Source organism: Burkholderia sp. BCC0097, assembly GCF_902832985.1.
Taxonomy (GTDB): domain Bacteria; phylum Pseudomonadota; class Gammaproteobacteria; order Burkholderiales; family Burkholderiaceae; genus Burkholderia; species Burkholderia orbicola.
In genome coordinates this window covers 574698-599029 of record NZ_CADFDM010000004.1, presented here as the reverse complement: position 1 = coordinate 599029, position 24332 = coordinate 574698, and the positions used below count along the sequence as shown (strand labels likewise).

At 68.8% G+C, this 24332-nt stretch carries 21 protein-coding genes and 1 pseudogene; 12 read left to right on the top strand and 10 right to left on the bottom strand.

The genetic code is table 11. The annotated features are described in order from the left end of the window. The first annotated feature begins 162 nt into the window (after window positions 1–162). Both HWX07_RS16435 and HWX07_RS16430 read left to right on the top strand, forming a co-directional pair. Entirely contained in the window at window positions 163–2475 is a 2313-nt protein-coding gene (locus HWX07_RS16435) for a collagen-like triple helix repeat-containing protein (RefSeq protein WP_175876949.1), read from the top strand. 127 nt (window positions 2476–2602) lie between these two features. Beyond that, window positions 2603–3886 (top strand): isoprenylcysteine carboxylmethyltransferase family protein, encoded by a 1284-nt coding sequence (locus HWX07_RS16430; RefSeq protein ID WP_175876948.1) that lies wholly within the window; start codon window positions 2603–2605, stop codon window positions 3884–3886. A gap of 62 nt (window positions 3887–3948) precedes the next feature. Here HWX07_RS16430 and cml read toward each other — a convergent pair whose 3' ends face one another. Next, window positions 3949–5148 (bottom strand): CmlA/FloR family chloramphenicol efflux MFS transporter, encoded by a 1200-nt coding sequence (cml, locus tag HWX07_RS16425; RefSeq protein ID WP_175876947.1) that lies wholly within the window; start codon window positions 5146–5148, stop codon window positions 3949–3951. A 685-nt stretch (window positions 5149–5833) separates the two neighbouring features. Here cml and HWX07_RS16420 point away from each other — a divergent pair. Both HWX07_RS16420 and HWX07_RS16415 read left to right on the top strand, forming a co-directional pair. After that, a complete protein-coding gene (locus tag HWX07_RS16420) occupies window positions 5834–6508 on the top strand; it encodes a histone acetyltransferase (RefSeq protein ID WP_175876946.1) in 675 nt (224 codons plus the stop codon). Between the two features lie 54 nt (window positions 6509–6562). Continuing rightward, a complete protein-coding gene (locus HWX07_RS16415) occupies window positions 6563–7135 on the top strand; it encodes an NADPH-dependent FMN reductase (protein ID WP_175876945.1) in 573 nt (190 codons plus the stop codon). Window positions 7136–7167: 32 nt separating this feature from the next. On the opposite strand, the gene HWX07_RS16410 is transcribed toward HWX07_RS16415, so the two are convergent. The 5 genes from HWX07_RS16410 to HWX07_RS16390 form a co-directional block, all read right to left on the bottom strand. After that, complete coding sequence (locus tag HWX07_RS16410) at window positions 7168–7797, bottom strand: DUF2894 domain-containing protein (protein ID WP_175876944.1); 630 nt, start codon at window positions 7795–7797, stop codon at window positions 7168–7170. After that, window positions 7794–8438 (bottom strand): OmpA family protein, encoded by a 645-nt coding sequence (locus tag HWX07_RS16405; protein WP_175876943.1) that lies wholly within the window; start codon window positions 8436–8438, stop codon window positions 7794–7796. The genes HWX07_RS16410 and HWX07_RS16405 overlap by 4 nt, the downstream gene beginning before the upstream one ends. Before the next feature lie 3 nt (window positions 8439–8441). Then, a complete protein-coding gene (locus HWX07_RS16400) occupies window positions 8442–11489 on the bottom strand; it encodes a DUF802 domain-containing protein (protein WP_175876942.1) in 3048 nt (1015 codons plus the stop codon). A 10-nt stretch (window positions 11490–11499) separates the two neighbouring features. After that, the gene (locus HWX07_RS16395; RefSeq protein ID WP_175876941.1) at window positions 11500–12288 is read right to left on the bottom strand and encodes a DUF3348 domain-containing protein; all 789 of its coding nucleotides are present in this window, start codon (window positions 12286–12288) and stop codon (window positions 11500–11502) included. Between the two features lie 428 nt (window positions 12289–12716). Then, window positions 12717–13355, bottom strand: a complete 639-nt coding sequence (locus HWX07_RS16390) for a LysE family translocator (RefSeq protein WP_175876940.1) — start codon at window positions 13353–13355, stop codon at window positions 12717–12719. 150 nt (window positions 13356–13505) lie between these two features. Here HWX07_RS16390 and HWX07_RS16385 point away from each other — a divergent pair. The 5 genes and pseudogenes from HWX07_RS16385 to HWX07_RS16365 all read left to right on the top strand — a co-directional run bounded on the left by HWX07_RS16385 (window position 13506) and on the right by HWX07_RS16365 (window position 18255). Further along, a pseudogene (locus HWX07_RS16385) lies at window positions 13506–13972 on the top strand (GNAT family N-acetyltransferase). A gap of 48 nt (window positions 13973–14020) precedes the next feature. Then, window positions 14021–14599: a hypothetical protein gene (locus HWX07_RS16380; RefSeq protein WP_175876939.1), complete on the top strand. Its 579-nt coding sequence runs from the start codon at window positions 14021–14023 to the stop codon at window positions 14597–14599. Between the two features lie 181 nt (window positions 14600–14780). Beyond that, on the top strand, window positions 14781–16160 hold the full coding sequence (locus HWX07_RS16375; RefSeq protein WP_175876938.1) for an FAD-containing oxidoreductase: 1380 nt from the start codon (window positions 14781–14783) through the stop codon (window positions 16158–16160). A gap of 79 nt (window positions 16161–16239) precedes the next feature. Next, window positions 16240–17142 (top strand): LysR family transcriptional regulator, encoded by a 903-nt coding sequence (locus HWX07_RS16370; protein WP_175876937.1) that lies wholly within the window; start codon window positions 16240–16242, stop codon window positions 17140–17142. A gap of 123 nt (window positions 17143–17265) precedes the next feature. Then, complete coding sequence (locus HWX07_RS16365; protein WP_175876936.1) at window positions 17266–18255, top strand: zinc-dependent alcohol dehydrogenase family protein; 990 nt, start codon at window positions 17266–17268, stop codon at window positions 18253–18255. Between the two features lie 45 nt (window positions 18256–18300). Here the strand turns inward: HWX07_RS16365 and HWX07_RS16360 are convergent, their stop codons facing one another. Then, window positions 18301–19194 (bottom strand): SDR family oxidoreductase, encoded by an 894-nt coding sequence (locus HWX07_RS16360; protein WP_175876935.1) that lies wholly within the window; start codon window positions 19192–19194, stop codon window positions 18301–18303. 95 nt (window positions 19195–19289) lie between these two features. On the opposite strand from HWX07_RS16360, the gene HWX07_RS16355 reads away from it, so the two are divergent. After that, window positions 19290–20147: a helix-turn-helix transcriptional regulator gene (locus tag HWX07_RS16355; protein ID WP_175876934.1), complete on the top strand. Its 858-nt coding sequence runs from the start codon at window positions 19290–19292 to the stop codon at window positions 20145–20147. 168 nt (window positions 20148–20315) lie between these two features. On the opposite strand, the gene HWX07_RS16350 is transcribed toward HWX07_RS16355, so the two are convergent. Next, on the bottom strand, window positions 20316–20699 hold the full coding sequence (locus tag HWX07_RS16350) for a hypothetical protein (protein ID WP_011548356.1): 384 nt from the start codon (window positions 20697–20699) through the stop codon (window positions 20316–20318). A gap of 357 nt (window positions 20700–21056) precedes the next feature. Here HWX07_RS16350 and HWX07_RS16345 point away from each other — a divergent pair, with 357 nt between their 5' ends. After that, complete coding sequence (locus HWX07_RS16345; protein ID WP_175876933.1) at window positions 21057–21578, top strand: GNAT family N-acetyltransferase; 522 nt, start codon at window positions 21057–21059, stop codon at window positions 21576–21578. Window positions 21579–21740: 162 nt separating this feature from the next. Then, window positions 21741–22688: a helix-turn-helix domain-containing protein gene (locus HWX07_RS16340; RefSeq protein WP_175876932.1), complete on the top strand. Its 948-nt coding sequence runs from the start codon at window positions 21741–21743 to the stop codon at window positions 22686–22688. Window positions 22689–22788: 100 nt separating this feature from the next. Here HWX07_RS16340 and HWX07_RS16335 read toward each other — a convergent pair whose 3' ends face one another. Both HWX07_RS16335 and HWX07_RS16330 read right to left on the bottom strand, forming a co-directional pair. Next, window positions 22789–23262, bottom strand: a complete 474-nt coding sequence (locus tag HWX07_RS16335; protein ID WP_175876931.1) for a nuclear transport factor 2 family protein — start codon at window positions 23260–23262, stop codon at window positions 22789–22791. 67 nt (window positions 23263–23329) lie between these two features. Next, window positions 23330–24184: a DJ-1/PfpI family protein gene (locus HWX07_RS16330; RefSeq protein WP_175876930.1), complete on the bottom strand. Its 855-nt coding sequence runs from the start codon at window positions 24182–24184 to the stop codon at window positions 23330–23332. Between the last annotated feature and the right edge of the window lie 148 nt (window positions 24185–24332).

Sequence of the window (24332 nt, the reverse complement as noted above, 5' to 3'; positions counted from 1 at the left end):
TCGCGCACCGCGCGCGCCTGTCGCGCGAAACCGCCCTTCCTCCGTTTAAATCGCATCGATATTCCCGATTTCCGCAACAAATCGCGACACCGTTTCGCGAAACCTGTCATGGCGCGGAATTTGCAGAGAAGGCTTGGACACACTTCCAATGTCGAGGCCAACATGCAGAATCTCTTCAAGAAGACGACGGTAACGATGGCCGTCTCGTCACTGCTCGCGCTGTACGGCTGCGGCTCGGTCGATGGACCGACGACCCCGCCGACCATCAAACCGAGCACGTCCGGGACGAGCGGCACTTCGGGGACGTCGGGGACGTCGGGCGGCGGTTCGTCGGGGACGTCGGGCGGCGGTAGTTCGGGGACTTCCGGTACGTCGGGTACGTCCGGCACCTCGGGTACCTCGGGCACCTCCGGTACCTCGGGTACTTCCGGTACCTCGGGCACTTCCGGTACCTCGGGTACTTCCGGTACCTCGGGCACCTCCGGTACCTCGGGCACCTCCGGTACCTCGGGCACCTCCGGTACCTCGGGCACCTCCGGTACCTCGGGCACCTCCGGTACGTCGGGCACCTCCGGTACGTCGGGCACCTCCGGTACGTCGGGCACCTCCGGTACGTCGGGCACCTCCGGTACTTCGGGCACCTCCGGTACTTCGGGCACTTCCGGCACCTCGGGTACTTCCGGCACTTCGGGCACCTCCGGTACTTCGGGTACTTCGGGCACTTCCGGTACCTCGGGCACTTCCGGTACCTCGGGCACTTCCGGTACCTCGGGCACTTCCGGTACCTCGGGCACTTCCGGCACCTCGGGTACTTCGGGTACTTCCGGTACTTCGGGTACCTCGGGCACTTCCGGCACCTCGGGTACTTCCGGTACCTCCGGTACTTCGGGCACCTCCGGTACTTCGGGCACCTCGGGTACTTCGGGCACCTCCGGTACTTCCGGTACTTCCGGTACTTCGGGCACTTCCGGCACCTCGGGCACCTCGGGCACCTCGGGTACCTCGGGTACCTCGGGTACCTCGGGTACCTCGGGTACCTCGGGTACCTCGGGTACTTCTGGTACCTCAGGCACCTCCGGTACCTCGGGCACCTCCGGTACCTCGGGCACCTCCGGCACCGGCGTCACCCCGCTCGGCAATGTCCTCCAGAAATCCGGCAACCTCGTGACGGCGCTCGGCACGACGGTCGTGAACGGCGGCGCTCAGATCGGCGGCGTGCAGATCCCCGGCACGAACCCGACGACGGCCAACAGCATCGGCAACGCGGTCGGCAGCCTCGGCAACGGCGTGCAATCGCTCGGCAACGGCATCGCGGCCGGCCTGGGTTCGATCGGCGTGTCGGCGAACCCGCTCGGGCCGACGATCACGTCGACCACCGGCCTGCTGACCGGCGCCGGCGGCGCGGTCAACAACCTCGGCAATGCAGTGACGAGCCTCGGCACCGGTCCGCTGTCGCCGCTCGCGCCCGCGACGACACTGGTCGGCAGCCTCGTCAACACGGTCGGCACCGCGGTCAACTCGACCGCATCGGCGCTGAACACGGCACTGAACAGCTCGCCGGTCCAGCAGCTCGAAACGCAGCTCGGCAAGGTGATCAACCCGATCACGAACACGCTGACCGGCGGCGTCACGACGCCGGGCGCGACGCAGACGCTCGGCGGCGTGACACTGCTCGGCACGCCGCTCAACGGCCTGCTCAGCACGCTGGGCAACGGTCTCGCGCTTGCGGGCACGAAGGTCGGCGGCGCGACCGACAACCCGGTCGGCGCGGGGCTCGGCGGCGTCGTGACGCAGCTCGGCAACACGGTGACGTCGACGGGCGGCCTCGTTCACGACAACAACGCGGGCAGCTCCAGCAGCGGCACGGGCGGCAGCAATCCGCTCGCGCCGATCACGGGCCTGCTCGGCACGTTGACGGGCGGCCTCGGCGGCGGCAGCTCGAGCGGTTCGGGCGGCACCAGCGGCACCAGCAGCGGCGGCCCGCTCGCACCGATCACCGGCCTGCTCGGGACGGTGACGGGCGCACTCGGCGGCATCGGTTCGAGCGGCACCAGCGGCACGGGCGGAACGAGCGGGACCGGCGGCACCAGCGGTACGGGTGGCGCAGGCCTCGGCGGCCTGCTGGCGCCGGTCACCAACCTCGTCAATTCGCTGACGCCGCTCGGCGCGAGCCTCACCGGCACCGTCACGACGCCGGGCGGCAACCTGTCCGGCACGCTCGGCGGGGTGCTGACGAGCGGCCCCGTCGGCACGCTCACGGGTGCGCTGGGCACGCCGGCCGGCTCGGCCGGCGCCACCGGCACGGTCAGCCCCGGCGGCGCAGCGGGCACCGTGACGACGCCGGGCGGCAGCGGCTCCGTGGTGACCGGCCTGACCGGCAGCACGGGCGGCGCCACCGCGGGCGGCACCGGCAACCTGCTGTCGCCGGTGACCAACCTGCTCGGCGGTCTGCTGGGCGCCGGCACCAAGAAGTAAGCGGTAACGCATCACGTATCAGAACGACAGGCCAATGGCCGGGCGCGCATCCATACAAAGCCCGGCCGACGGCCGGCGTCACCCGCCAAGCGGGGGCGCCGGCCCTCATCCCTACGAGGATCCGATCATGAACTCCACGCTCGACGGCATCGTCGCTGCCCCGGACCGCCCGCCCCGTTCCGCCACGCCGTTCCGCGCCGGCCTGCTCGGCATCGCGGCCGGACTCTTCGCGCTATGGATCACGCGCGACCACCCGGCGCTCGACGCGGCCACGCGCGCGGTCATCGCGAGCCTCGCGATCATCGGCACGATCGCGCTGCATGAACTCTTCATCTCGCGCGTCTACCTGCGCCCGAGCGCGGGGCTGTCGCGGCAGGCCGTCCGGCCGCTCGGCATCGCGCGCGTCGCGACACGGCTCGGCGCGCTGACGTCGATCTACGCGGGCATCGGCGCGATCTACTGGCTGCTGCCCGAATACCACGGCGCGTTCTACCTGCCGTTCTGGTCGCTGCTGCGCTCGCTCGCGCCGTACGTGATCGTCGCCGCGCCGTTCTACTTCGCGTGGATGGACCGCCACCAGCGCGAGACCGACGACGCGTACCTGCTGTGGGGCCGCTTCCTGTTTCGCCGCGAGCAGCCCGCGAGCTGGAAGCCGGTGCGCGAGATGCTGGCCGGCTGGGGCGTGAAGGCGTTCTTCCTGCCGCTGATGACCGTCTACCTGTCGAAGGACGCCGATCACCTGAGCGCGTCGCTCGCGAACGCGATGCACGCGCCGATGACGATCGCGACCTTCGTGTTCATGTACGACCTGTCGTTCACGATGGACCTGATGTTCGGCACCGTCGGCTACCTGTGCACGTTCCGCATCCTCGACAGCCACGTGCGCACCGTCGAGCCGACGACGCTCGGCTGGGTCGCCGCGCTGATCTGCTACCAGCCGTTCTGGTCGCTGATCTCGAACAACTACATCCGCTACGAAGGCTCGATGTTCTGGGACAACTGGCTGCTGTCGGCGCCGACGCTGCGCGTGATCTGGGGCACGGTGATCATCCTGCTGCTGCTGACCTACGCGCTGTGCACGATCTCGTTCGGGCTGCGGTTCTCGAACCTCACCAACCGCGGGATCATCACGTCCGGCCCGTACCGCTTCACGAAGCATCCGGCCTACATCACGAAGAACCTGTCGTACTGGATGGTGTCGGTGCCGTTCGTCGAGCCGCTCGGCTGGCAGCTCGGGCTCATGCACTGCGCCGGGCTCGTCGCCGTCAACCTGATCTACTACACGCGCGCGAAGACGGAAGAGCGTCACCTGATGCGCGATCCCGACTATCGCGCGTATGCCGAATGGATCGCGCAGCACGGGTTGTTCGCGCGGATCAGGCAGGCGTTCGGTGGGCGGCAGGCGGTGTGACGCGCCGCTTCCCGGCCGGGCTGCCGATGCATCGACCCGGCCGGGAACGCACACATTCGAGTTCATCCGCGCGTGCGCTTCAATGCGGCGAGCGCGACGACGCATGCCGTCGGCATGACGAAACAAAACGCCGCCAGCGGCCACGGCGTATCGCCGGGCAGCACCAGCGTCACGAACGTGCCGGCCCCGCCGACGATCAGGCTCTGCACGCAGTAATACAACGCAACCGCCGTCCCCGCCGCGTCGTCGAAATCCCGAAGCGCGCCGTTCGCTGTCACCGACGACATCAGCACGATGCCGATCGCGACGATCCACATCGGCATCACGAACGAGACGAATGACGGCGCCATCAGGGCCGTGCACGCCGCCAGCGCGATTGCGCCGGCCATCATGACACCGGCGCCGCGCACGAAACAGCCCGGAATCCCCCAGTTCGACACGAACCATCGCGCAAAGCGCGCGGCAACGATCATCACAATCGCGACGGTGGCAAACGCCACGCTGAATTCGGTGCGGGAATAGCCGGCCTGTCCGACCAGCACACGCGGCGCAATCGAAAAGAACACGAAAAAAGCGCCCATGGACGTGCCGAAACCGAACGAATAGACGAGGAAAGAAGGACTGTGCAGGATCGATACGGCGGATTGCCGCGGCTTGCCGCCGGCCTGCTGCCGTGTTTCGTGCCAACGCGACAACGCGCGGTAAAACGCCAGACATCCGGCGCCGCAGAGGGTCATGAAGATCGCACGCCATCCGAAACCGTGCGCAATGCCTGCGCCGAGCATCGGCCCGAGCGCCGGGACGAACGCGAGGATCGCCCCGAACTGGCTGTAGAGGGTACTGCCTTCCGGACGGTCGGCATACACGTCGCGCACCGTTGCAAAGGTCGCCACGAGCGCCGCGGACGCGCCTAACGCCTGCAGCAGGCGCAACGCGACGAACACGCCGCCGCTGCCCGCCATTGCAAGCGCCAGCGAAGCCACCGAGAACAGCAGCGCACCGCCCAGGAGCACGGGTCGACGTCCGAGCCGGTCCGACAGCGGGCCGAACATCAACTGGCCCAGGCCGAGGACGACCATGTAGACGCTCAGCGTCAGTTGCACCATGGCGGGCGACGTGTGCAGCGCCGACGGCATCTCCGGAACCACCGGCAGATACACGTCCATCGCCAGCGACGCGAGGAGATCGAAAGGGGCCATCAGCAGCAACGCCGACGGCAGCGAGTAAGCCCATGCGGGCGTGGTTCGGGTTTGATCAGGCATGACGAAGCATCCGCTCGGAAAAGGGAAATCCGGCGGCAATCTGCCTGCTGAGTTCATCGACGAGAGGAGATCGCCGCAACAACCGGGTAAAGCAGGTTGCTGCGGCTCAGCGATCCGTGGACGGGCCCGCTCCCATGGTCAGATCCTTGTGGGGTTCGTTCGCGGTGAAGTGTATGCGATCTCGCGGCATGAAAGGGGGCGGTCGGAAACCGCTACGCGATCAACCGCGGACTTCGTGGCGAATCGTGGCGCGTCCACAGCCCCCGCTTGCGGCCAATTGTCGCGAAACACCGCGATCCTCCACTTTTCATCGCTTTTCTCCGTCAGTCCGATTGCCCACCTTGCGGCCGTCGCGTATGGTGCTGACCGTCCGCGTGCGCCCGTCGCCCGGACCTCCGACCGTCGTCCCGCACGACGGCTGCGCGGGCCCCGCCCGCCGTCACCGTCTCCGCGGCCGCCCGTTCGGCGCCGCGCATTCATGAGGAAAGAGGCGTGATCCACAAAGTCCTGATCCTGTTCGCACTCTGCATCGCGGGCCTCGCCGCGATCGCCGCCGGTTTCCAGCACATCCCCAGCTGATTCGCGGCCCCGGCTCGCTTCGCCGAGCCCGGGGGCCGCTTCCATTTCCGTTTCCCCGTTGCCATGAATCCCTTTCTCGATGCGCCCGAGACGGGCGCCTTTTGCCATGCGTATCGACGTACAGCATTCCCAGCACGACATCGACGACGAACTCGACACCCTGTATGAACGTCTCCACCAGCCGGGCCATCGCCTGCATGGGCTGCCAGCCATCGCGCTCGGCCGCTCGGGCCTGATCGTCCGCCACCGCGAGGCGGACGGCGAATACTTCCTGTACGTCGAAGATCCAGCCGCGCGCCAGCTCGCCGGCTACACGGTGTTCAACCGCCTGCCCGAACTGCCGCGCCGCGCCGACCGCTACCTGCGCGCGCCGCACACGCGGCTGCGCGGCTCGGCCCAACGCAAGGGCCTCGCGACGACGCTGTACCGCTGGGGGCTCGACGCGGGCCTGTGCCTGATCAGCGGCGCACGCCAGTCGGTCGGCGCCGCGCGGCTGTGGACCGCGCTCGCGCACGATTACCGGCATGGCTTCGTCGATGTCGAGGGCCGCGCGCTGCGCTATCTCGGCGAAGCCGTTGCCGACGACGTGCACGGCGCGCTGCATACGCGGCGGTTGTTGCTCGGCAACGGATGGACCCTCGGTGAACTGGCACAAGCTACCGGGATGACCGGCGTCGATGCCGCCGAATATGCGAACGTGAACGTGCCAAGCGTCGGCCACGCGCGGCCTGTCGCTCATACGGCTCACGTGACTCATGTGGCTCACGCACCGATGCGATAATTCGCCGGAGCCGCGCGCCGCCGCCGCGCGAGCCACTTACCCACCCGTTCCGCGATGGCCAACGAAACCCGAACCGATTCCGAGCGCTCCCTCGACATCGTCGCGCTATGCGGCAGCTTGCGCGCGCAGTCGTACAACGCGGCGCTGCTCGATGCAGCCGCACTCGTCGCCCCGCGCGACATGCATATCACGCGTTTCGGTCGCCTCGGCGAATTCCCGCTGTTCAATCCCGATGCCGAATACCCGACGCCCGCCGCGGTGCGCGACCTGATCGACCGCCTGAACGCGGCCGACGGCGTGCTGATCGCCAGCCCGGAATACGCGCACGGCGTAACGGGCGTGATGAAGAACGCGCTGGACTGGGTCGTGGGATGCGAGGCCGTCGTGTACAAACCGGTCGCGGTATTGAACGCGTCGCCGCGCGCGACGCATGCGGATGCGGCGCTGCGCGAGACGCTGTCGGTCATGTCGGCGCGCATCGTCGAGCCCGCCTCGATCGCGCTGCCGATCCTCGGCAGCCAGCTCCACGCGGCGGGCATCGCCGCACATCCGCCGTTCGCGTCGGCGCTCGTCGATGCATTGCACGCGCTGCGCGCGGCGATCGAAACGTCGGCGTCAGGCAGCTAGGTCGGCCGCGCGCCCGAATGTGCGGCGTGGCGTTATCGCGCCTTGGCGCGCGTCGTCTTTCTCGCCGGCTTCGCGGCCTTCGCACGCGGCGCTTCCTTCTCGGGTTGCGCGCCGCCGCCGACGAGATCCTCGAGCCACGCGAGCGCATCGACGTACGACAGGAACTGCTGCAGGTATTCCGGCGACAGCTCGCGCATCGTCGCGAGCGACCGGTGCACGAGGCTGTTCGAGTTGAGCGGCCCCGCGTTGCGCGGCACCTGGTCGAGCGACTGGCGGTATTGCTGTTCCGTGCGGACTTTCGACCACATCGTGCGGAAGTAGTCGACCAGTTCGGGATCGAGCCCGCGCCGGTCGGCCTGCGCATCGCGGCCGAGCCCTGCGACGAGCGCGGCCAGCGCGCCGCGCGCGGGCGCGCCCGTCGCGGGTTGCGCCGTCTCGCGCGGGGCTTCGGCATCATCGTCGGCGCGCGCGACGATCTCCGCAAACCCGTCGAGCAGCGTCTTCAGCCGCGCGTCGAGCAACGCGCGCGCGGCGCCGTCGAGCGCGGCCGCGCGCTTCTCGAGCGCATCGATCCGGTGAAAACCTACCGGGTCGAGCCGGTCGGCGCCCTGCTCGCGCCATGCGTCGAGCATCGCGCGAACCTGCGTCGCGTCGCCCGTCACTTTGCCTTTTCTCCGTTCGACGCCGACTTGCGCGGCACCGGCGCGATTTCCACGCGACGGTTCTTCGCGCGGCCTTCATCGTCCGCATTCGAGCTGACCGGCTGTTCGGAACCGAACGCGGCCGCGAATACCGACGAGGCCGGCACGCCGGCATCGATCATCGCGCGCGTCACGGTCAACGCGCGCTTGGCCGACAGTTCCCAGTTGTCCGCGAACAGGCGGTTGCCCGCGTGCACCTGCTGGTCGTCCGCGAAGCCGCTGATCATCAGAATCTCGTCGCGGGTTTTCAGGTACGTGGCCAGCGGGCCGGCCAGCGTCTTCAGCAGATCGCGGCCCGCGGGCTGCAACTGGTCGGAGTTCAGCGCGAACAGCACGTTGCCGCTGATGCCGATGCGCCCGTTCACGAGCGTCACGCGGCCGGCCGCGAGCGGCCCGGCGAGCGCCTGTTCGAGCGACTTGCGCTGCTGCGCCTCGAGCTGGCGCGCGCGCACCGCTTCCTCGAGCTTGGACGTGAGCTGGAGCTGCATGCCGATCACGCCGACGAGGATCAGCACGAACGCGCCGAGCAGCACCGACATCAGGTCGGCGAATGCGGGCCACACCGGCGCCGATGGCGCGCCGCCGTCGATTTCGTCGTGCATGCGTTACGCTCCGACGCTCGCCCGCCGGCCGGCGAGCTGTTGCAGATCCTCGACGATCTGCTTCTGCGACATCACGCTCAGGTCGATCACCTCGCGCGCCTGCGCAACGTAGTACTCGAGCTGCTCGTCGCTGCGCGCGAGCGATTTCTCGAGCGCGGCCTCGATGCGCTGCAGATGGGTCAGCAGCTTGTCGTTCGATTCGCCGAACACCTGCACGGCCATCCCGAACGCATCGCCGAGGCTCGCCACTTCGACGGCGCCGGCCGTGACCTGCGCGGCCACCGAATCGAGCTTGCGCATCTCGGCATCGACGGTGTCGTTGAAGCGCGCGCCGACGCGGTCGAGCAGATCGGCCGACGTGCTGACGAGCGCGTCGATCGCGGCGCGCTGTTCGGTCGACGCGTGGTTGACCGCGCCGAGCAGCGTCTCCAGCGTCGCGAGCAGGCGGCTGCGTTCCTCGAGCGTCGCGGTGTCGCGCACCATGCTGTCGGACAAGCGCTGACGCAGCTCGGCGACGACGTCGGCCGCGGCCTTCGGCGCTTCCGATGCGGCCTGCACGAGGCGCGCGATTTCGTTGATCGTGTCGCTCGCGTGCACCTGCGCCTGCGCGGTGATGTCGTTCGCGGTGCGGGTCAGCGTGTCGCAGATGTCCTGCTGGCGCGCCGCGGCCTGCGCGCTCGTCTGCGCCCATTCGTCGCGCAGCGCGGCGGCCATCGCGGCGAGGGAATCGTTCCAGGCGGCGAGGCGGGCTTCGTCGCGTGCGGCCAGTTGCGACTGGAGGCCTGCGTGCGAATCGCGGATCGTCGTCAGCAGATCGGTCGAGCGTTGTTCGAACGTCGAAGCCTGTGCGGCGAGGTCACGTGTCGTTTGCGCGAGCGCGTCGCAGATTTCCTGCTGACGGCCGGCGCTATGCACGCCTGCGCGCTGCCATTCGTCGCCGAGCTTCGTGGCCATCGCGGCCAGCGACTCGTTCCACGCCGACAAACGTTCTTCGTCGCGTGCGGCGAGTTGCGATTGCAGACCGGTATGCGACTCGCGGATCGTCGACAGCAGATCGGTCGAGCGTTGTTCGAACGTCGATGCCTGTGCGGCCAGATCACGCGTCGTTTGCGCGAGTGCGTCGCAAATTTCCTGCTGACGGCCGGCGCTGTGCACGCCCGCGCGCTGCCATTCTTCGCCGAGCTTCGTGGCCATCGCGGCCAGCGACTCGCTCCACGCCGACAGACGTTCTTCGTCGCGTGCGGCCAGTTGGGATTGCAGACCAGTGTGCGACTCGCGAATCGTCGACAGCAGATCGTTCGAGCGTTGTTCGAACGTCGAAGCCTGTGCAGCGAGGTCACGCGTCGTTTGAGCGAGTGCGTCGCAGATTTCCTGCTGACGGCCGGCGCTATGTACGCCTGCGCGCTGCCATTCTTCGCCGAGCTTCGCCGCCATCGCGGCCAGCGAGTCGTTCCATGCCGACAGACGTTCTTCGTCGCGTGCCGCCAGTTGCGACTGCAGGCCGGTGTGCGACTCGCGGATCGTCGTCAGCAGATCGGTCGAGCGTTGTTCGAACGTCGATGCCTGTACCGCGAGATCGCGCGTCGTTTGCGCCAATGCGTCGCAGATTTCCTGCTGACGGCCCGCGCTATGCGCGCCCGCGCGCTGCCATTCGTCGCCGAGCTTCGCGGCCATCGCGGCCAGCGAGTCGTTCCACGCAGCGAGACGTTCTTCGTCGCGCGCCGCCAGTTGCGTCTGCAAACCCGCGTGCGACTCGTGCATCGCGGCGAGCGTCGCGGCCGAATGGCGTTCGAACGTCGCGGCGGCTTCACCCAGTGCGCGCGCATGCTGGCCGGCCAGCGTCTCGCCGACCTGCTCCTGGCGCGCCAGCGCCTCGCGCCATGCGTCCGACAGGCGGCCTTCGGTCGACTCGAGGCGCGTCGCGACGCCGTCGAGCAGATCCGACGAACGCTGCGCGAACGTGTCGGTGAACTGGCCGAGCGTCGTCTGCAACTGCTGCGCGACGGCGTCGCCCGCGCGGCGCTGTTCGTCGAGCGCCCGGTTCCATACGGCCGTCACGTTGCCGGTGGTCTTCTCGAAGCCGTCCGTCAGCCCGTCGAGCTGACGCTGCACCGCGCCCGTCACCGTATCGCGCAGCGCGGCCATCTCCTGCGCGAGCCCCGTCATCGTCGCGGCGACGACCGGCTGCAGCGCGGCGCCGGCCACGCGGGCGCTTTCGGCGGCGCTTTCCTTCAGCGCGTCGCCGACGTTCGACGCCAGGCCGGCATACGCCCGCTCGGTCCGGTCGAAAAACGCCTGCTGGCTTTCGAGCTGACGATCGTGCAACGCGACGCTGCGCGCCTCGAGCGTCGTCATCATCGTCTGCAACCGGTCGACCAGCGCCGGCATCACGTCGGCCTGGCGCTGCAGCAGCCGGAACGATTCGTCGCGCTGGTGCGCGGACGAATGCACGCGCAGCGTCGTCGCGATCTTCGCGTCGAGCTGCTGGGCCGCGTCGATCCGCTCGCGGCGCACGAGCGCGGACAGCAGCCCGAGCATCGCGGACGTCGCGACACCGGCGATCGACGTGCCGAATGCAAACCCGAGCCCCTTCACCGGCGCGATCAGCGACGCCCGGATTGCATCGAGATCGGTCGCGCTCTCGAGCGCGGCGCCCGTGCCCTTCAGCGTGACGACCATCCCGAGCAGCGTGCCGAGCATGCCGAGCAGCACCAGCAGGCCGACGAGGTAAGGCGTGAGCGCCGGGCCCGGCAGCGCGACGCGCGCGCCTTCGATTCGGGCGCGTACCGCGCCGCGCAGGCCCGGATGCAGCGTATCGAGCCACGGGTCGAGCGTCGCGGGCGGCGCGCTCAGGCCGGCGACCGCGTGCGACAGCGTGGCGGTCGCCTGCCGGTAGCGCAGCAGCTCCCATGCGCCGGCGACGTAGCACGCGCCGATCAGCAGCGTGACGGCCGCCGCCAGCGGGTTCGACGCGACATAGCCGGCACCGATCCAGCCCACTGCGAGCAGACCGGCGACGAAGACAACGAGATCAAGGCGAATTCTGGACATAGCGTGTTGATTAGCAGGTGCGAAGGGCCGCGAGCAGCCCGTCTACCGTTTGAAACCGGACTTCGAGTTCGGCAAGCAGGATGCTGTGCATCTCGTCGCGAAACGTATCGAGCCATGCGCCGGGCACGATCGCCGCGACGGTCGGGGTATCGGCCGCAGTGCCTTCATCGGCCGCAGCGGATGCGTCGGCGGCGGCGGGCGCAGCGGCCGCCGCGGCTTCGGCTTCGGCCAGCGCCTGCCGCTCCGCGTCGCGCAGTCGCGCGAAGCGCGTGCCGAGCAGCGCGGGTATGGCCGACAGCAGGCTGCGCTCGCGCGCGCCGAGCACGCGCTCCATGATCGTGTCGAGCGCCGCGAGCCGCGCCATCCCGGACGAGCGCGCGGCGAGCGCGACCCGCAGGCGGCCGCGCAACTGGCCGATCGCCGTTTCCATGTCCTGCTGGAGGGTCAGATACCGCTGGCGGAAGTCCGCGAAATCGGCCGTGTCGGCGGCCGGCGGCGGCGGCTCGCCCGGCCGGCGCCGCGCGCGCGGCCGCTGGGTGGCCGTGATCGCCTGCGCGAGGTCATGGCGCACGCGCGCGCAGTCGCGCTCGGCGTCGTAGCCGCGCACGCCGGTTGCGACACCCGGCGGGCTCGCATTCAACGCGGACGACAGCGTGATCGCGTCGGTCCAGCCGAGCCACTGGCTCAGCCGGTCGGACAGCGTTTGCCGGGATTCCGCGACGTCGGCATCGGCCAGGCGCGCGAGCAGCCGGACGAGCGTCGGACCGCTCAACGCCGGGCGCGGAGATGCTTGCACCATGCTGCAAACCGTCAAAAAAGGCAGCAGTTTACACGTCGTCGGGCGGTCGGCCGCCAGAATCGGGGAAGCGGCGCGGTTCGGCGTGCCGTGCGACACACGGGAACGCCCGTCGGGCAAGGCTCGGCGGGCGGTGGTGAGGGGGGAAACATGGGAGGCGGCGGCCGGCGAGCGGCCGCGCCATCGGGAAGCCATGCGTTGTGTGTTCGCAGTGCCGGCCCGGCATGAACGATGAAGGGGCCGAGCCGCCACGACGGGCGCGGGCATTCCGCAAGCCGCGCCTGACTATGGCCTGACGATGAACCGGTAATCCTGGAATTCGGGACACCGACGCGCGCTCGGGCGAGCGGCGCGGGCGGTTCCCACCGCTAACCGGCGACGGCCACGGCCGGCCGCCGCCACGTGCTGATAAAGAGGGGGAATGAAAGCCCTCAGATCCCCGCTTTCGGCGCATTCAGGATCAGCCGCAGCCCCAGCAGCGTGATCGCGCCGGCCGCGATACGGTCGACCCACTTCTTCGCACGCAGGTAGAGCTCGCGCGGCCCGCGCGTCGAGAAGCACAGCGCGACGAGCGTGTACCAGCCGAATTCGACCGCGAACACGAGCGGCGGCAGCACGAGGTAACACCACAGCGGCGGATGCTGAGGAAGCAGCGCCGCGAAGATGCTGCCGTACCAGATCGCCGTCTTCGGGTTGCTGAGCTGGGTCGTGAGGCCGGTCCAGAACGACTTGCGCGCGCTGCCACCGGCCATCGCCTGCGGATCGTCCATCGCGATCGGCCGGTCGGCGCCGCGCCAGATCTTCGACGCCATGTAGATCAGGTAAGCGCCGCCCGCGACCTTGAGCCCCACGTACAGCCATTCGACGGCCTGCAGCAGCGTGTAGAGCCCCGCCAGCGCGACGCCGCCGAACACGATGCCGCCGATGCCCATGCCGAGCGCGGTGGCCAGCCCGTCGCGGCGCGACAGCCCGATCGAATTGCGGGCCACCAGCACGAAGCTCGGGCCCGGAATCATCGCGCCGAGAAACAGCGCAGCGAGGATGGCGAGTACGGCAGCCGATGCGGTCATCGAAGTCTCCTGGGTGAGCGACGCCGCTGCGCCGGCGCCTGCGTGTCGTTTCCGACGATCGAGCCGCTGATTCTGGCACGCTTCGCGCATCGCCGAAAGCGGCCGTGCGCTGCTATGCTGGCCCTCTTTCCCGTCATCCCGCGCCGCCCCATGATCGCGATCCGCGCCGCCCGCTTTCCCGACGATGCCGCCGCCGTCGAAGCGATCTTTCGCGAGTACGTCGTGAGCCCGACCGTCAGCCTCGCCTTCCAGGACTACGAAGCCGAAATCGCCGCGCTGCCCGGCAAATACGCGGCGCCGCGCGGGCAGTTGCTGCTCGCGTGGCGCGGCGAGCGTGTGGTCGGCTGCGCGGCGTTCCGCGAAATCGACGCGGCGACCTGCGAGATGAAGCGCGTGTACGTGCGGCCCGACGCGCGCGGGCTGACCGTCGGCCGCCAGCTCGTCGAACGGGGCTGCTGCACGACGCGAAGGCGGCAGGCTACACGCGCTGGTGCCTCGACGTGCTGCCGGAGTTCGTCGCCGCCCGGCGACTGTATGCGTCGCTCGGCTTCGCGCCGGCGCCGCCCGTCGCGTTCAATCCCGTGCCGGGCACGGAATTTCTCGGGCGCGATCTGTAACGTCGCGCGGCTCATTCCCCTTTCCCCCTTTCGACCGGACCGCCCGCCATGCGCGCTCTTCGCCTTTCCGCCCTACTGCTCCCGCTGCTCGCCGCGCTCTCGTTCGGCGCCCGCGCCGACACCCTGCCGAAGTCGATCGCAGCGCAACTGCCGGCCGGCTACCAGCCGCTGCTCGCGCAAGCCGGGCCCGATCTCGACAATGGACGCCACAGCTTTCTCGTCGTCGCGCATCGTGCGGTCGACACGCGCGAGCAGCCATCGCCGCGTCCGCTGCTGATCTACGAGGAACAGGCCGACCATACCTACCGGCTCGCCGCCCGCAACGACCAGGTCGTGCTGCGCGCGAACGAAGGCGGCCAGTGCGACCCGTTCGATCCTGAAGATGCCGCCGACAACGGCTTGTCGGTGAAGGGCCGCTATTTCACCGTGCAGAACTTCGTCGCGTGCGGCCAGCACTGGACCGACTACATCACGTTCCGCTACGACCCGCGCACGCACGGCTGGCTCTTTTCGAACCAGATCGTCACCGAATCGTTTCCGCTCGACGACCAGCCCGATCACGTCACCGTCACGCGCTCCGATGCGCACCGGCCGGTGTCGTTCGGGCAGTGGAAGCGCAAGGACTAGACGCTGCACGCCTCCACGCCCGCGGCGGTGCCGTTTTTCAATACGACGCGCCACCCGCCTGCCGCTCGCGGCACCCGGCCAACAGGTCTACCATAGGCGCTCGTCGCCCAGCAGCGACCGCCGGCACGGCATGCGGCTTGCGCCTGCCCCTTTCCTCGTTGCCCCCGCACAGGAGGACGTCATGACGCAACACTTCGATGCGATCGTCATCGGCACCGGCCAGGCCGGCCCGCCGCTCGCCGCGCGGCTCGCCGGCGCCGGCATGAAAGTCGCGATCGTCGAGCGCGGCCGCTTCGGCGGCACCTGCGTGAACACCGGCTGCATCCCGACCAAGACGCTGATCGCGAGCGCGTACGCCGCGCAGCTCGCACGGCGCGCCAGCGAATACGGCGTGTCGGTCGGCGGCCCCGTCAGCGTCGACATGAAAGCCGTGAAGGCGCGCAAGGACCAGATTTCCGGCCGCTCGAACCACGGCGTCGAGCAATGGGTGCGCGGCCTCGACAACACGACCGTCTTTCAGGGTCATGCCCGCTTCGAACGCGCGAACGCGGTGCGCGTGGGCGATGACGTGCTCGAAGCCGAACGCATCTTCATCAACGTCGGCGGGCGCGCGCAGGTGCCCGCGATGCCGGGCCTCGACTCGGTGCCGTACCTGACCAACTCGACGATGATGGACGTCGACTTCCTGCCCGATCATCTGGTGATCGTCGGCGGCAGCTACGTCGGGCTCGAATTCGGTCAGATGTATCGCCGCTTCGGCTCGCAGGTCACGATCGTCGAGAAAGGCCCGCGCCTGATCCGCCGCGAGGACGAGGACGTGTCGCAGGCCGTGCGCGAGATCCTCGAAAACGAAGGGATCGACGTGCAGCTCGACGCGAACTGCCTGAGCGCGCGCCGCGACGGCGACGGCATCGTGGTCGGCCTCGACTGCGCGGGCGGCGGCCGCGAGGTCGCGGGCTCGCACCTGCTGCTCGCGGTCGGGCGCGTGCCGAATACCGACGATCTCGGGCTCGACCGCGCGGGCGTCGATACCGACGCGCGCGGCTACATCACCGTCGACGAGCAGTTGCGCACCAACGTGCCCGGCATCTGGGCGCTCGGCGACTGCAACGGGCGCGGCGCGTTCACGCACACCGCGTACAACGACTACGAGATCGTCGCGGCCAACCTGCTGGACGACGATCCGCGCAAGGTGTCCGACCGCATCATGGCCTACGCGATGTACATCGATCCGCCGCTCGGCCGCGTCGGCATGACGCTCGCGGAAGCGAAGCAGACGGGCCGCCGGCTGCTGGTCGGCACGCGCCCGATGACGCGCGTCGGCCGGGCGGTCGAGAAAGGCGAAAGCCAGGGCTTCATGAAGGTGATCGTCGATGCGGACAGCCATGCGATCCTCGGCGCGTCGATCCTCGGCGTGACCGGCGACGAGGTCGTGCACGGGATCCTCGACGTGATGGCCGCCGGCGCGCCGTATACGACGATCAGCCGCGCGATGCATATCCACCCGACCGTGTCCGAGCTGGTGCCGACGCTGCTGCAGGACCTGCATCCGGTCGAATGACGCACGGCAGGGGGCCGGCCGCGCACCGCGCGCCGGCGCTGTGCGAAGATGGCCGCTCGCCACGCCATCCGGGAACGCCATGGACCGCCTGCAAACGATGCAGATCTACGTACAGATCGTCGAACGCGGCAACTTCACGCAGGCCGCCGACGCGCTGCAGCTGCATCGGCCGGCCGTCACGAAAGCCGTGCAGCAGCTCGAACAGGAGCTCGGCGTCCGGCTGCTGAACCGCAGCACGCGCCGCGTCAGCGTGACGGCCGAAGGCGAGGCGTTTCATGCACGCTGCGTGCAACTGCTCGCCAGCATCGACGATGCGTTCGCGTCGTTCCCCAAGCAGCGCGCGGTGCCGAAAGGCCGGCTGCGGATCGACATCGCGCTCGCGCTCGCGAAGACGATCGTGATTCCGGCGCTGCCCGACTTCCAGCAGCGCTATCCGCAGATCGAACTCGTGCTCGGCGCGAGCGACCAGCCGGCCGACCTGATCGGCGAAGGCATCGACTGCGTGGTGCGGGTCGGGACGCTGAAGGATTCGAGCATGGTCGCGCGCACCGTCGGCGCGGTGTCGATGGCCACGTGCGCGTCGCCGGCCTATATCGCGCGCCACGGTTTGCCGCGCACGCTCGACGATCTGCGGACGCATCGCGCGGTCAACTTCTTCACCGGCCGCAACCGCCGCGTGCTCGAATGGACGTTCCGCCCGCACGGCGAAACCGTCGCGGTGAAGCTCGCGAGCAGCCTGCTCACCGACAACTCGGAAGCGCTGCTGTCGTGCGGGCTCGCGGGGCTCGGCATCGTGCACGCGTTGCGGCCCGCGTTGCAGCCGAGCATCGACTCGGGCCAGTTGATCGAGCTGCTGCCCGGCGTGCCGGCCGTGCCGAAGCCGGTGTCGGTGCTGTACCCGAACCGCGCGCATCTACCCGACAAGGTGCGCGCGTTCATCGACTGGCTGACCGAGCTGTTCGCGCGGCGTTATCCGGCATAAAACAGGTTCGCATCGATTGTTATTCGTCAAATAACAATCAATGATCCGGCCGCGCGTTTATCCGGCGCGGGCGCCCGCCTACGATGCTGCTTCATCGACACCCGTTCATCGAAGGAGCGCCCCATGACCCGCATCGTCCGTTTCCACCGCATCGGCGGCCCCGAAGTCCTGCAGATCGACACTGTCGACGTGCCCGCGCCGGGCCCCGACGACATCCAGCTGCGCGTGAAGGCGATCGGCGTCAATCGTGCGGAAGTCATGTTCCGCAGCGGCGAATACACGTTCATGCCGCGCTTTCCGGCGTCGCTCGGCTACGAGGCGTCGGGCGTGGTCGCGGCGGTCGGCCGCAACGTGACGGCGTTCGCGGAAGGCGACGCGGTGAGCGTCGTGCCGGCCTTCTCGTTCGCCGACTACGGGATGTACGGCGAAGTGGTCAACGTGCCCGCGCGCGCGGTGGTCAAGCACCCGGACAGCCTGTCGTTCGAGGAGGCGGCCGCGACGTGGATGATGTTCGTGACGGCCTATGGCGCGCTGATCGAACTCGGCGGGCTGCAGCGCGGCGACGCGGTGCTGATCGGCGCCGCGTCGAGCAGCGTCGGGCAGGCCGCGATCCAGGTGGCGAATCAGGTCGGCGCGGTGCCGATCGCGCTGACGCGCGGCGAATCGAAGCGCCAGGCGCTGCTCGACGCAGGTGCAACGCACGTGATCGTCGGCAGCCCCGCCGACCTGCCGCGGCAAGTGGCGGAACTCACGGGCGGCATCGGCGCGCGCCTCGTGTTCGATCCGGTCGGCGGCCCCGAGGCGGCGAACCTGCTGCGCGCGCTGGCCACCAACGGCACGTTCTTCCAGTACGGCGCGCTCGATACGCGCGACATCCCGGTGCCGCTGATGGACCTGCTCGCGCGCCACCTGACGCTGCGCGGCTACGAGCTGTTCGAGATCACCGGCGACGCGCAGCGGCTCGAACGCGCGAAGCGCTTCATCGTCGACGGGCTCGCGGCCGGCACGCTGAGGCCGCGCATCGATCGGACGTTCGCGTTCGACGACATCGCGGAGGCGCACCGCTACATGGAAGCCGGCGCGCAGGTCGGGAAGATCGTCGTCACGGTTTGAGCCGTTGCCCGAGCCGCACCCATGGCGAGCGGCGCGCGCCGCTCGTCAGCTTTCGAAATACCGCGGCCGGTCGATGTCGGCCAGCAACCCCGGCTGCGTCGGCGCCCAGCCGAGCGATGCCCGCGTGCGCTCGCTGGTTGCGGGCGCATCCATCCCCGCAAACATCGCGAACCAGCCGAAGTGCTCGCCGGCTTCCGCCGCCGACTTCGCGACGACCGGCACGTTAAGCCGCCGGCCGATCACCTCGGCGATTTCGCGAAACGGCACGCCCGTATCGTCGACCGCGTGATAGCGCGCGCCGGCCGTGCCACGCTCGATCGCGAGCCGGTACACGCGCGCCGCGTCGAGCCGGTGCACGGCCGGCCAGCGGTTCGCACCATCGCCGACATACGCCGACACGCCCTTCTCCCTCGCGAACGCAATCAGGCGCGGCACGAACGCGTGATCGCCGTCGCCGTGCACGGACGGCGGCAGCCGGACGACCGACGCATGCACGCCGCGCGCTTCGAGCGCAACCGCCGTCGCTTCGGACGCACGCGGATAGTTCGCCGACACCGGCACGTGCGGATCGTCCTCCGTCGCCGCGCGGCCGGGCGCGACGAGCGCAAGGCCCGACGTGACGATCAGCGGCCGCGCCGAGCCGACGAGCGCCGCGCCGATCGTCTCGATCGCGCGGCGGTCGAGTTCGCAGTTCTGCGCGAAGCGCGAGAAGTCGTGATTGAATCCCGTGTGGATCACCGCATCGGCGGCTTCGGCGCCGCGCGTGAGGCTGTCGAGATCCTCGAGCGACCCGCGATGAACGTCGGCGCCGGCCGCGGCAACCGACGCCGCGGCCGCGTCGGACCGCGCCAGCCCGAGCACCGAGTGCCCGGCGGCCACGAGCTCGGCCACGACGGCCGAGCCGACGAATCCCGATGCTCCCGTAACAAAGACACGCATGTTCAGCACCTCCGGATGAAATGGAGGCTTACTATCTGTCGAGCGCCGCTCGCGGTGAAGTCGTGACGGTTTACTGGTAAACGAACTAACAGGATATGGCTGACGCCCCCGACAACCTGCTCGGCGCGTACCTGCGGGACCGCCGCGAAAAACTCGACCCGGTCGCGCTCGGGCTGCCGGCGACGCGCCGCCGCACGCCGGGCCTGCGGCGCGAGGAAGTCGCGCAGCGCGCGCACGTGAGCGCCGCGTGGTACACGTGGCTCGAACAGGGGCGCGGCGGCGCGCCGTCGGCCGACGTGCTCGACCGGCTCGCCCGCGCGCTGATGCTCAACGAGGCCGAACGCGAGCACCTGTTCCTGATCGGCGTCGGCCATCCGCCCGAGGTGCGCTATCACGCGCCGGCCGGCGTGACGCCGCGCCTGCAGCACGTGCTCGATTCGCTCGACGCGAGCCCGGCGATCATCCGCACCGCGACGTGGGACGTCGCCGCGTGGAACGACGCGGCGGCCGCGACGCTGACCGACTATGCGACGCTGCCGCCGGCCGCGCGCAACATCCTGCGGCTGATCTTCGTCGACGCGGGCGTGCGTTACGCGCAGCCGAACTGGGAGCGCGTCGCGCGATTCGCGGTCGGCGCGTTTCGTGCGGACATCGCGCGCAGTGGCGCGACGCAGGCGGTGCAGGCGTTCGTCGACGAGATGCGCGCGACGAGCGCCGAATTCGACGCGATGTGGCGCGACCACGATATCCGTACGCACGACGAAGGTACGAAGGAGATCCGCCATCCGCAAGCCGGCCGGATCGCACTCGAATATTCGGCGTTCTCGGTCACCGGCAGCCCGGACCTGAGCCTCGTGATCTTCACGCCGGTGACGCCGGCCGACCGCGCGCGGATCCGGGAATTCGTCGCGACCCGCGAACAGGCACGTGCAGCGCAGACGCCGGCTGCGTGACCTCACGCGGCTTTCCCCGGAGCCTGATTCAGGACGACACGTATCAGCGGATCACGAGGCAGACCTCATCGTTCGACATCCACCGCTGACGAACGCGGGCGGAAAACGCAAAGGGGCGTCGCGCACGAATGCGCGACGCCCCTTTGATCGTTCACGGAAAAGCGCCGACTACGCGGCGCGCTGCAGCAGATCCGTGGCGAACGACTTCGCATGCGCGACGGCTTCCTGCGCGTCGCCGAATACGCCGAGCTGATCCCAGTGCTCCTCGGCCGCGTAGGTGCCTTTCACGGCGAGCGCCCGCTGGACGCTCAACTGCGCCGCGTATCGGCCGTCGTCCAGCGGCCGGGCCGTCGCGACGACCTTGTGCGGCGGGCTCGCCCGCTCCGGCTGAACCAGCTCGACCGGGCCGCTGAGCGTGCCGATATTCATCAACTCGTTTCTGGTGTTGCAGTCCGGGCAATAGAAGCACCAGCCGGCGCCCTCCTGATGGTGCCTGACCTGCCCGCGAGCCAGCACGGCACGACATTCAACGTTTTCGCAGATGAACGGCATCGCAGTCTCCGGAGTTGTTTGACGGAAATCCTAGCATGTCCGACGGCGGTCAACCATCGGCATCCGCATGATGACCATGCCGGCGGTTTCCGTTGGTTACGGGGGCCGCGCCAGCCGAGCGTCGGCGCCTTTCGCTGCGCTGCAAAATCGGCGCTTTTTCCCGAACCGGGAAGCCGCCTGCACGACCGCGCGCGACATCGCTGCCTGACCCGGAAGCGATCGTGCGGCCCGCCGATGTCGACGTGAACGAGAGCGTCGCGTCCGACCGCGACGGTCGCCGGTTGGCCGGCGAAGAAGCGGCTGCTCGACATCACCCGGGATAAACTGTCAGGCCGCTACCGAACCGAGAGAAGCCACATGTTGATCCGCGTTGCGACCCTGGCCGATGCCGTCCCGCTTGCCGAATTGAAGCGCGATACGTTTCGCGAAACCTTTCTGCAAGACGGATTCGGCATCGACTACCCGCCGAACGATCTGGCCGAGTACGAAGCCCGGACTTACTCGGTGGCAGCGATCACCGAACAGCTCGGCGACCCGCAGTGCCGCACGTGGGTCGCGGAAGGCGACGACGGCACGCTGGTCGGATATGCGCACGCGGGGCCGTGCAAGCTTCCGCACCCGGAAGTGGCGGACGGCTCGGGTGAGATCCATCAGATCTACCTTCGACGCGGCACGCAGGGAACCGGCGCCGGACGGGCATTGTTCGACGCCGCGCTCGCGTATCTCGCCGCGACGCGCCCCGGCCCGGTATGGCTGGGCGTGTGGTCAGGCAACGCGAAGGCCATCGCGTTCTACGAGAAGGCGGGCTTCAAGCGTGTCGGCACGTACGATTTCAAGGTCGGCGAATCGACCGATCTGGAGTTCATCTACCGTCGCTGAGCATCGCTTTCCGTCGGTATCGCATCAGCGCGCGGCACAAACGAATACAGTCGATCAATGGCGGCGTAAACGACGTTTTTCCCTCGTTTCGAGCCAAACGACATAATTCGAGGGTTCCCGGTAAAATTCGCCATTCCGGGGTTCTCGATCAATTGCTTCGTCATGCATCGCATTGGATTTTTCGTTTGCCGTGGCTACGACGCGCTCGATCTGGGCGGCCCGTTGTCGGCCTTCAATCAGGTGGCCACGGCCGCCGGCCATACGCCCTACGATCTTCACGTCATCTCGCCCACCGGCGGCCCGATTCCCGGCAATACCGGCCTTTCGATCGACACGAAGCCGGTCGGACGGCGCGCATTCGACACCATCGTGTTCGTCGGCGGCGATATCGCGCCGATGCAGACCTCCGAAAACATCGCAGCGGCCAGCAAGCTGGCCGCCAAGGCATCGCGAGTGGCCAGCGTGTGTACGGGCGCATTTCTGCTCGCGGAAACCGGCTCGCTCGACGGTTTGAGAGCCGCGACGCACTGGCGATACGCGGCGCAGTTGCAGTCGCGCTTTCCTCGCACGCGGGTCGACGGCGACAGTATCTATGTGGTCGATGGCCGCGTCTGGACATCGGCGGGCATCGCCTCCGGCATCGATCTGGCGCTCGGCATGATCGAACGGGACATGAGTGCGGCAATCGCGCGCGAGGTCTCGCGGCTGCTGGTCGTGCCGTATCGGCGGCCCGGCGGGCAGTCGCAATTCTCCGCGATGTCGCAGATGGAGCCGGAATCGGATCGCATCCGCATCGCACTGAATTTCGCCCGCGAACACCTGGCCGAAGCGTTGCCGGTCGAACGGCTCGCCGATGCAGCGAGCTTGAGCGTGCGACAGTTCGGGCGCGCATTTCGCCGGGAAACCGGTGAAACGCCGGCGAGGGCGGTCGAGCGCTTGCGCGTCGAAGCGGCGAGGCTGCGCCTGCAGGGCGGCAGCGAACCGATCGAACAGATTGCGCTGGCGGTGGGGTTCACCGATCCGGAGCGGATGCGCCGGGCCTTCATCAAGCTGCTCGGACACCCGCCGCAAGCGATTCGGCGCGAGAGCAGGTCGAACGCAGCGCGCTGATCGAGCGCCTGCCGATCCACGCGCTGCGTGGTCCACTTCCCGCTAACCGGCGATGGGCGCGTGGGCACGTAGCGCGCCCATCGCCGGACGGCGATGGCCGTCAGTCCTTGACGGGCGGGTAAGCGTTCCACATGTCGCGATGCAGCTTCCACGTGCCGCCCTGCTTCAGGAAGACGAGCGTCTGCTTCGCGCGGATCTTGAGCTTTCCGTCGCCGTCGCGAACGTCCACATCCGATACCTCCGTCACGACCCGGTCGTCACCGTAGAACTCGTCATTGCTGAACGATACGGTGCCGGGCTTCGATCCGGCATACCCGCTGGTGAAGTACTCGGTGATCGCGCGGCGCCCGGTGACCTTGTCGCCGCCCGGCGGCAAGAGCGTGCCGTCGTCGGTATAGAGGCGGCCGATCGCGTCGTAATCGCCTCGCGCAAAGGCTTCCGCCCACCGTGCGTTTTCGGCCTTGATCGCCGCTTCGGGCAGGCGTTGCGCACCACCGGCGACAGCCGGCGCCGTGAATGCAAAAAAGGACATGCATGCTGCAAGCGCAGTAGTACAAAGATGAATCTGTCGCATCGTATGATTTCCGAACCGGATTTGAATGGAAGAAGCGGCGACCCTGCACGCATCGCCGGCCAGCGTGTCAGCGGACGCCGGGAACGCGTGCGAGTCCCTTCGATGCGCCGGGCAGTTTCTTGTCGACCATCGCGACGAGTTCGGGCCGCGCCTCTCTCGGATGACCGGAGTGGAACGGCGGATCGGGATCGTATTCGACGACGAGCTGCGTGTATTCGGCGGCCTGCCGGCCGCGCAGCTTCGCCGCCACGCGCAGCGCGAAATCGATGCCCGCCGTCACCCCGCCGCCGCTCATGAAGCGGCCGTTGTCGTCTTCGACGAAGCGATCGGGAACGGGAATCGCGCCGTATTCGGCCAGCTTGTTGACGAACGCCCAATGGCACGCGCTGCGCTTGCCATCGAGCACGCCCGTCGCGGCAAGCACGAGCGAGCCGTTGCACACCGACGTCACGTGTTTGGCGCTCTCCGCCAGACGCCGGATCTGCGCCTGATACGCCGGACGCATCGGCGCCGACAAATCGGACCCGCCAGGCACGAGGATCACGTCGGTCCGGTCGATATCGGCCAGCCGTTCGGTCTTCCCGTACACCACGCCGAATTCGAGCGTCACGTTGCCGCCGTCGAGGCTCGCGTAGCGAACGTTCGTATTCGGCAGCCGGTGGAATATCTCGCTCGGGCCCGCGAAGTCGAGCAGCGTGCCGCCGTCGTAATTGACGATCAGGATGTTGAGCGGCTCGGTCGGCGCAAGCAGCCCAGCGCTGCCCGTCGGTGCCGGCGCAGGTGTGGCGTGCCCGAGCAACGCGCCGCCGCCCAGCACGGCGCCGAGGGTGGCGGCGCTGCCGAACTTCAGGGCATCGCGGCGCGAACGGCCTGCCCGCGTGAGTTGCCCGCTCGGGGCATGATTGTCGCTACTGTCGGTCAAGATGATTGCTCCTTGCACTTCGGCCCATGGGCGAGCGCGACCACGCCGGGCCGGATCGAATAATCGCCACCGCGAACGGCGTGGCGGACGTCAAATCGGTATGGGGATGAGCCGGGATGACGTGCCGGACTCAGAAAGCGTGCGGCGC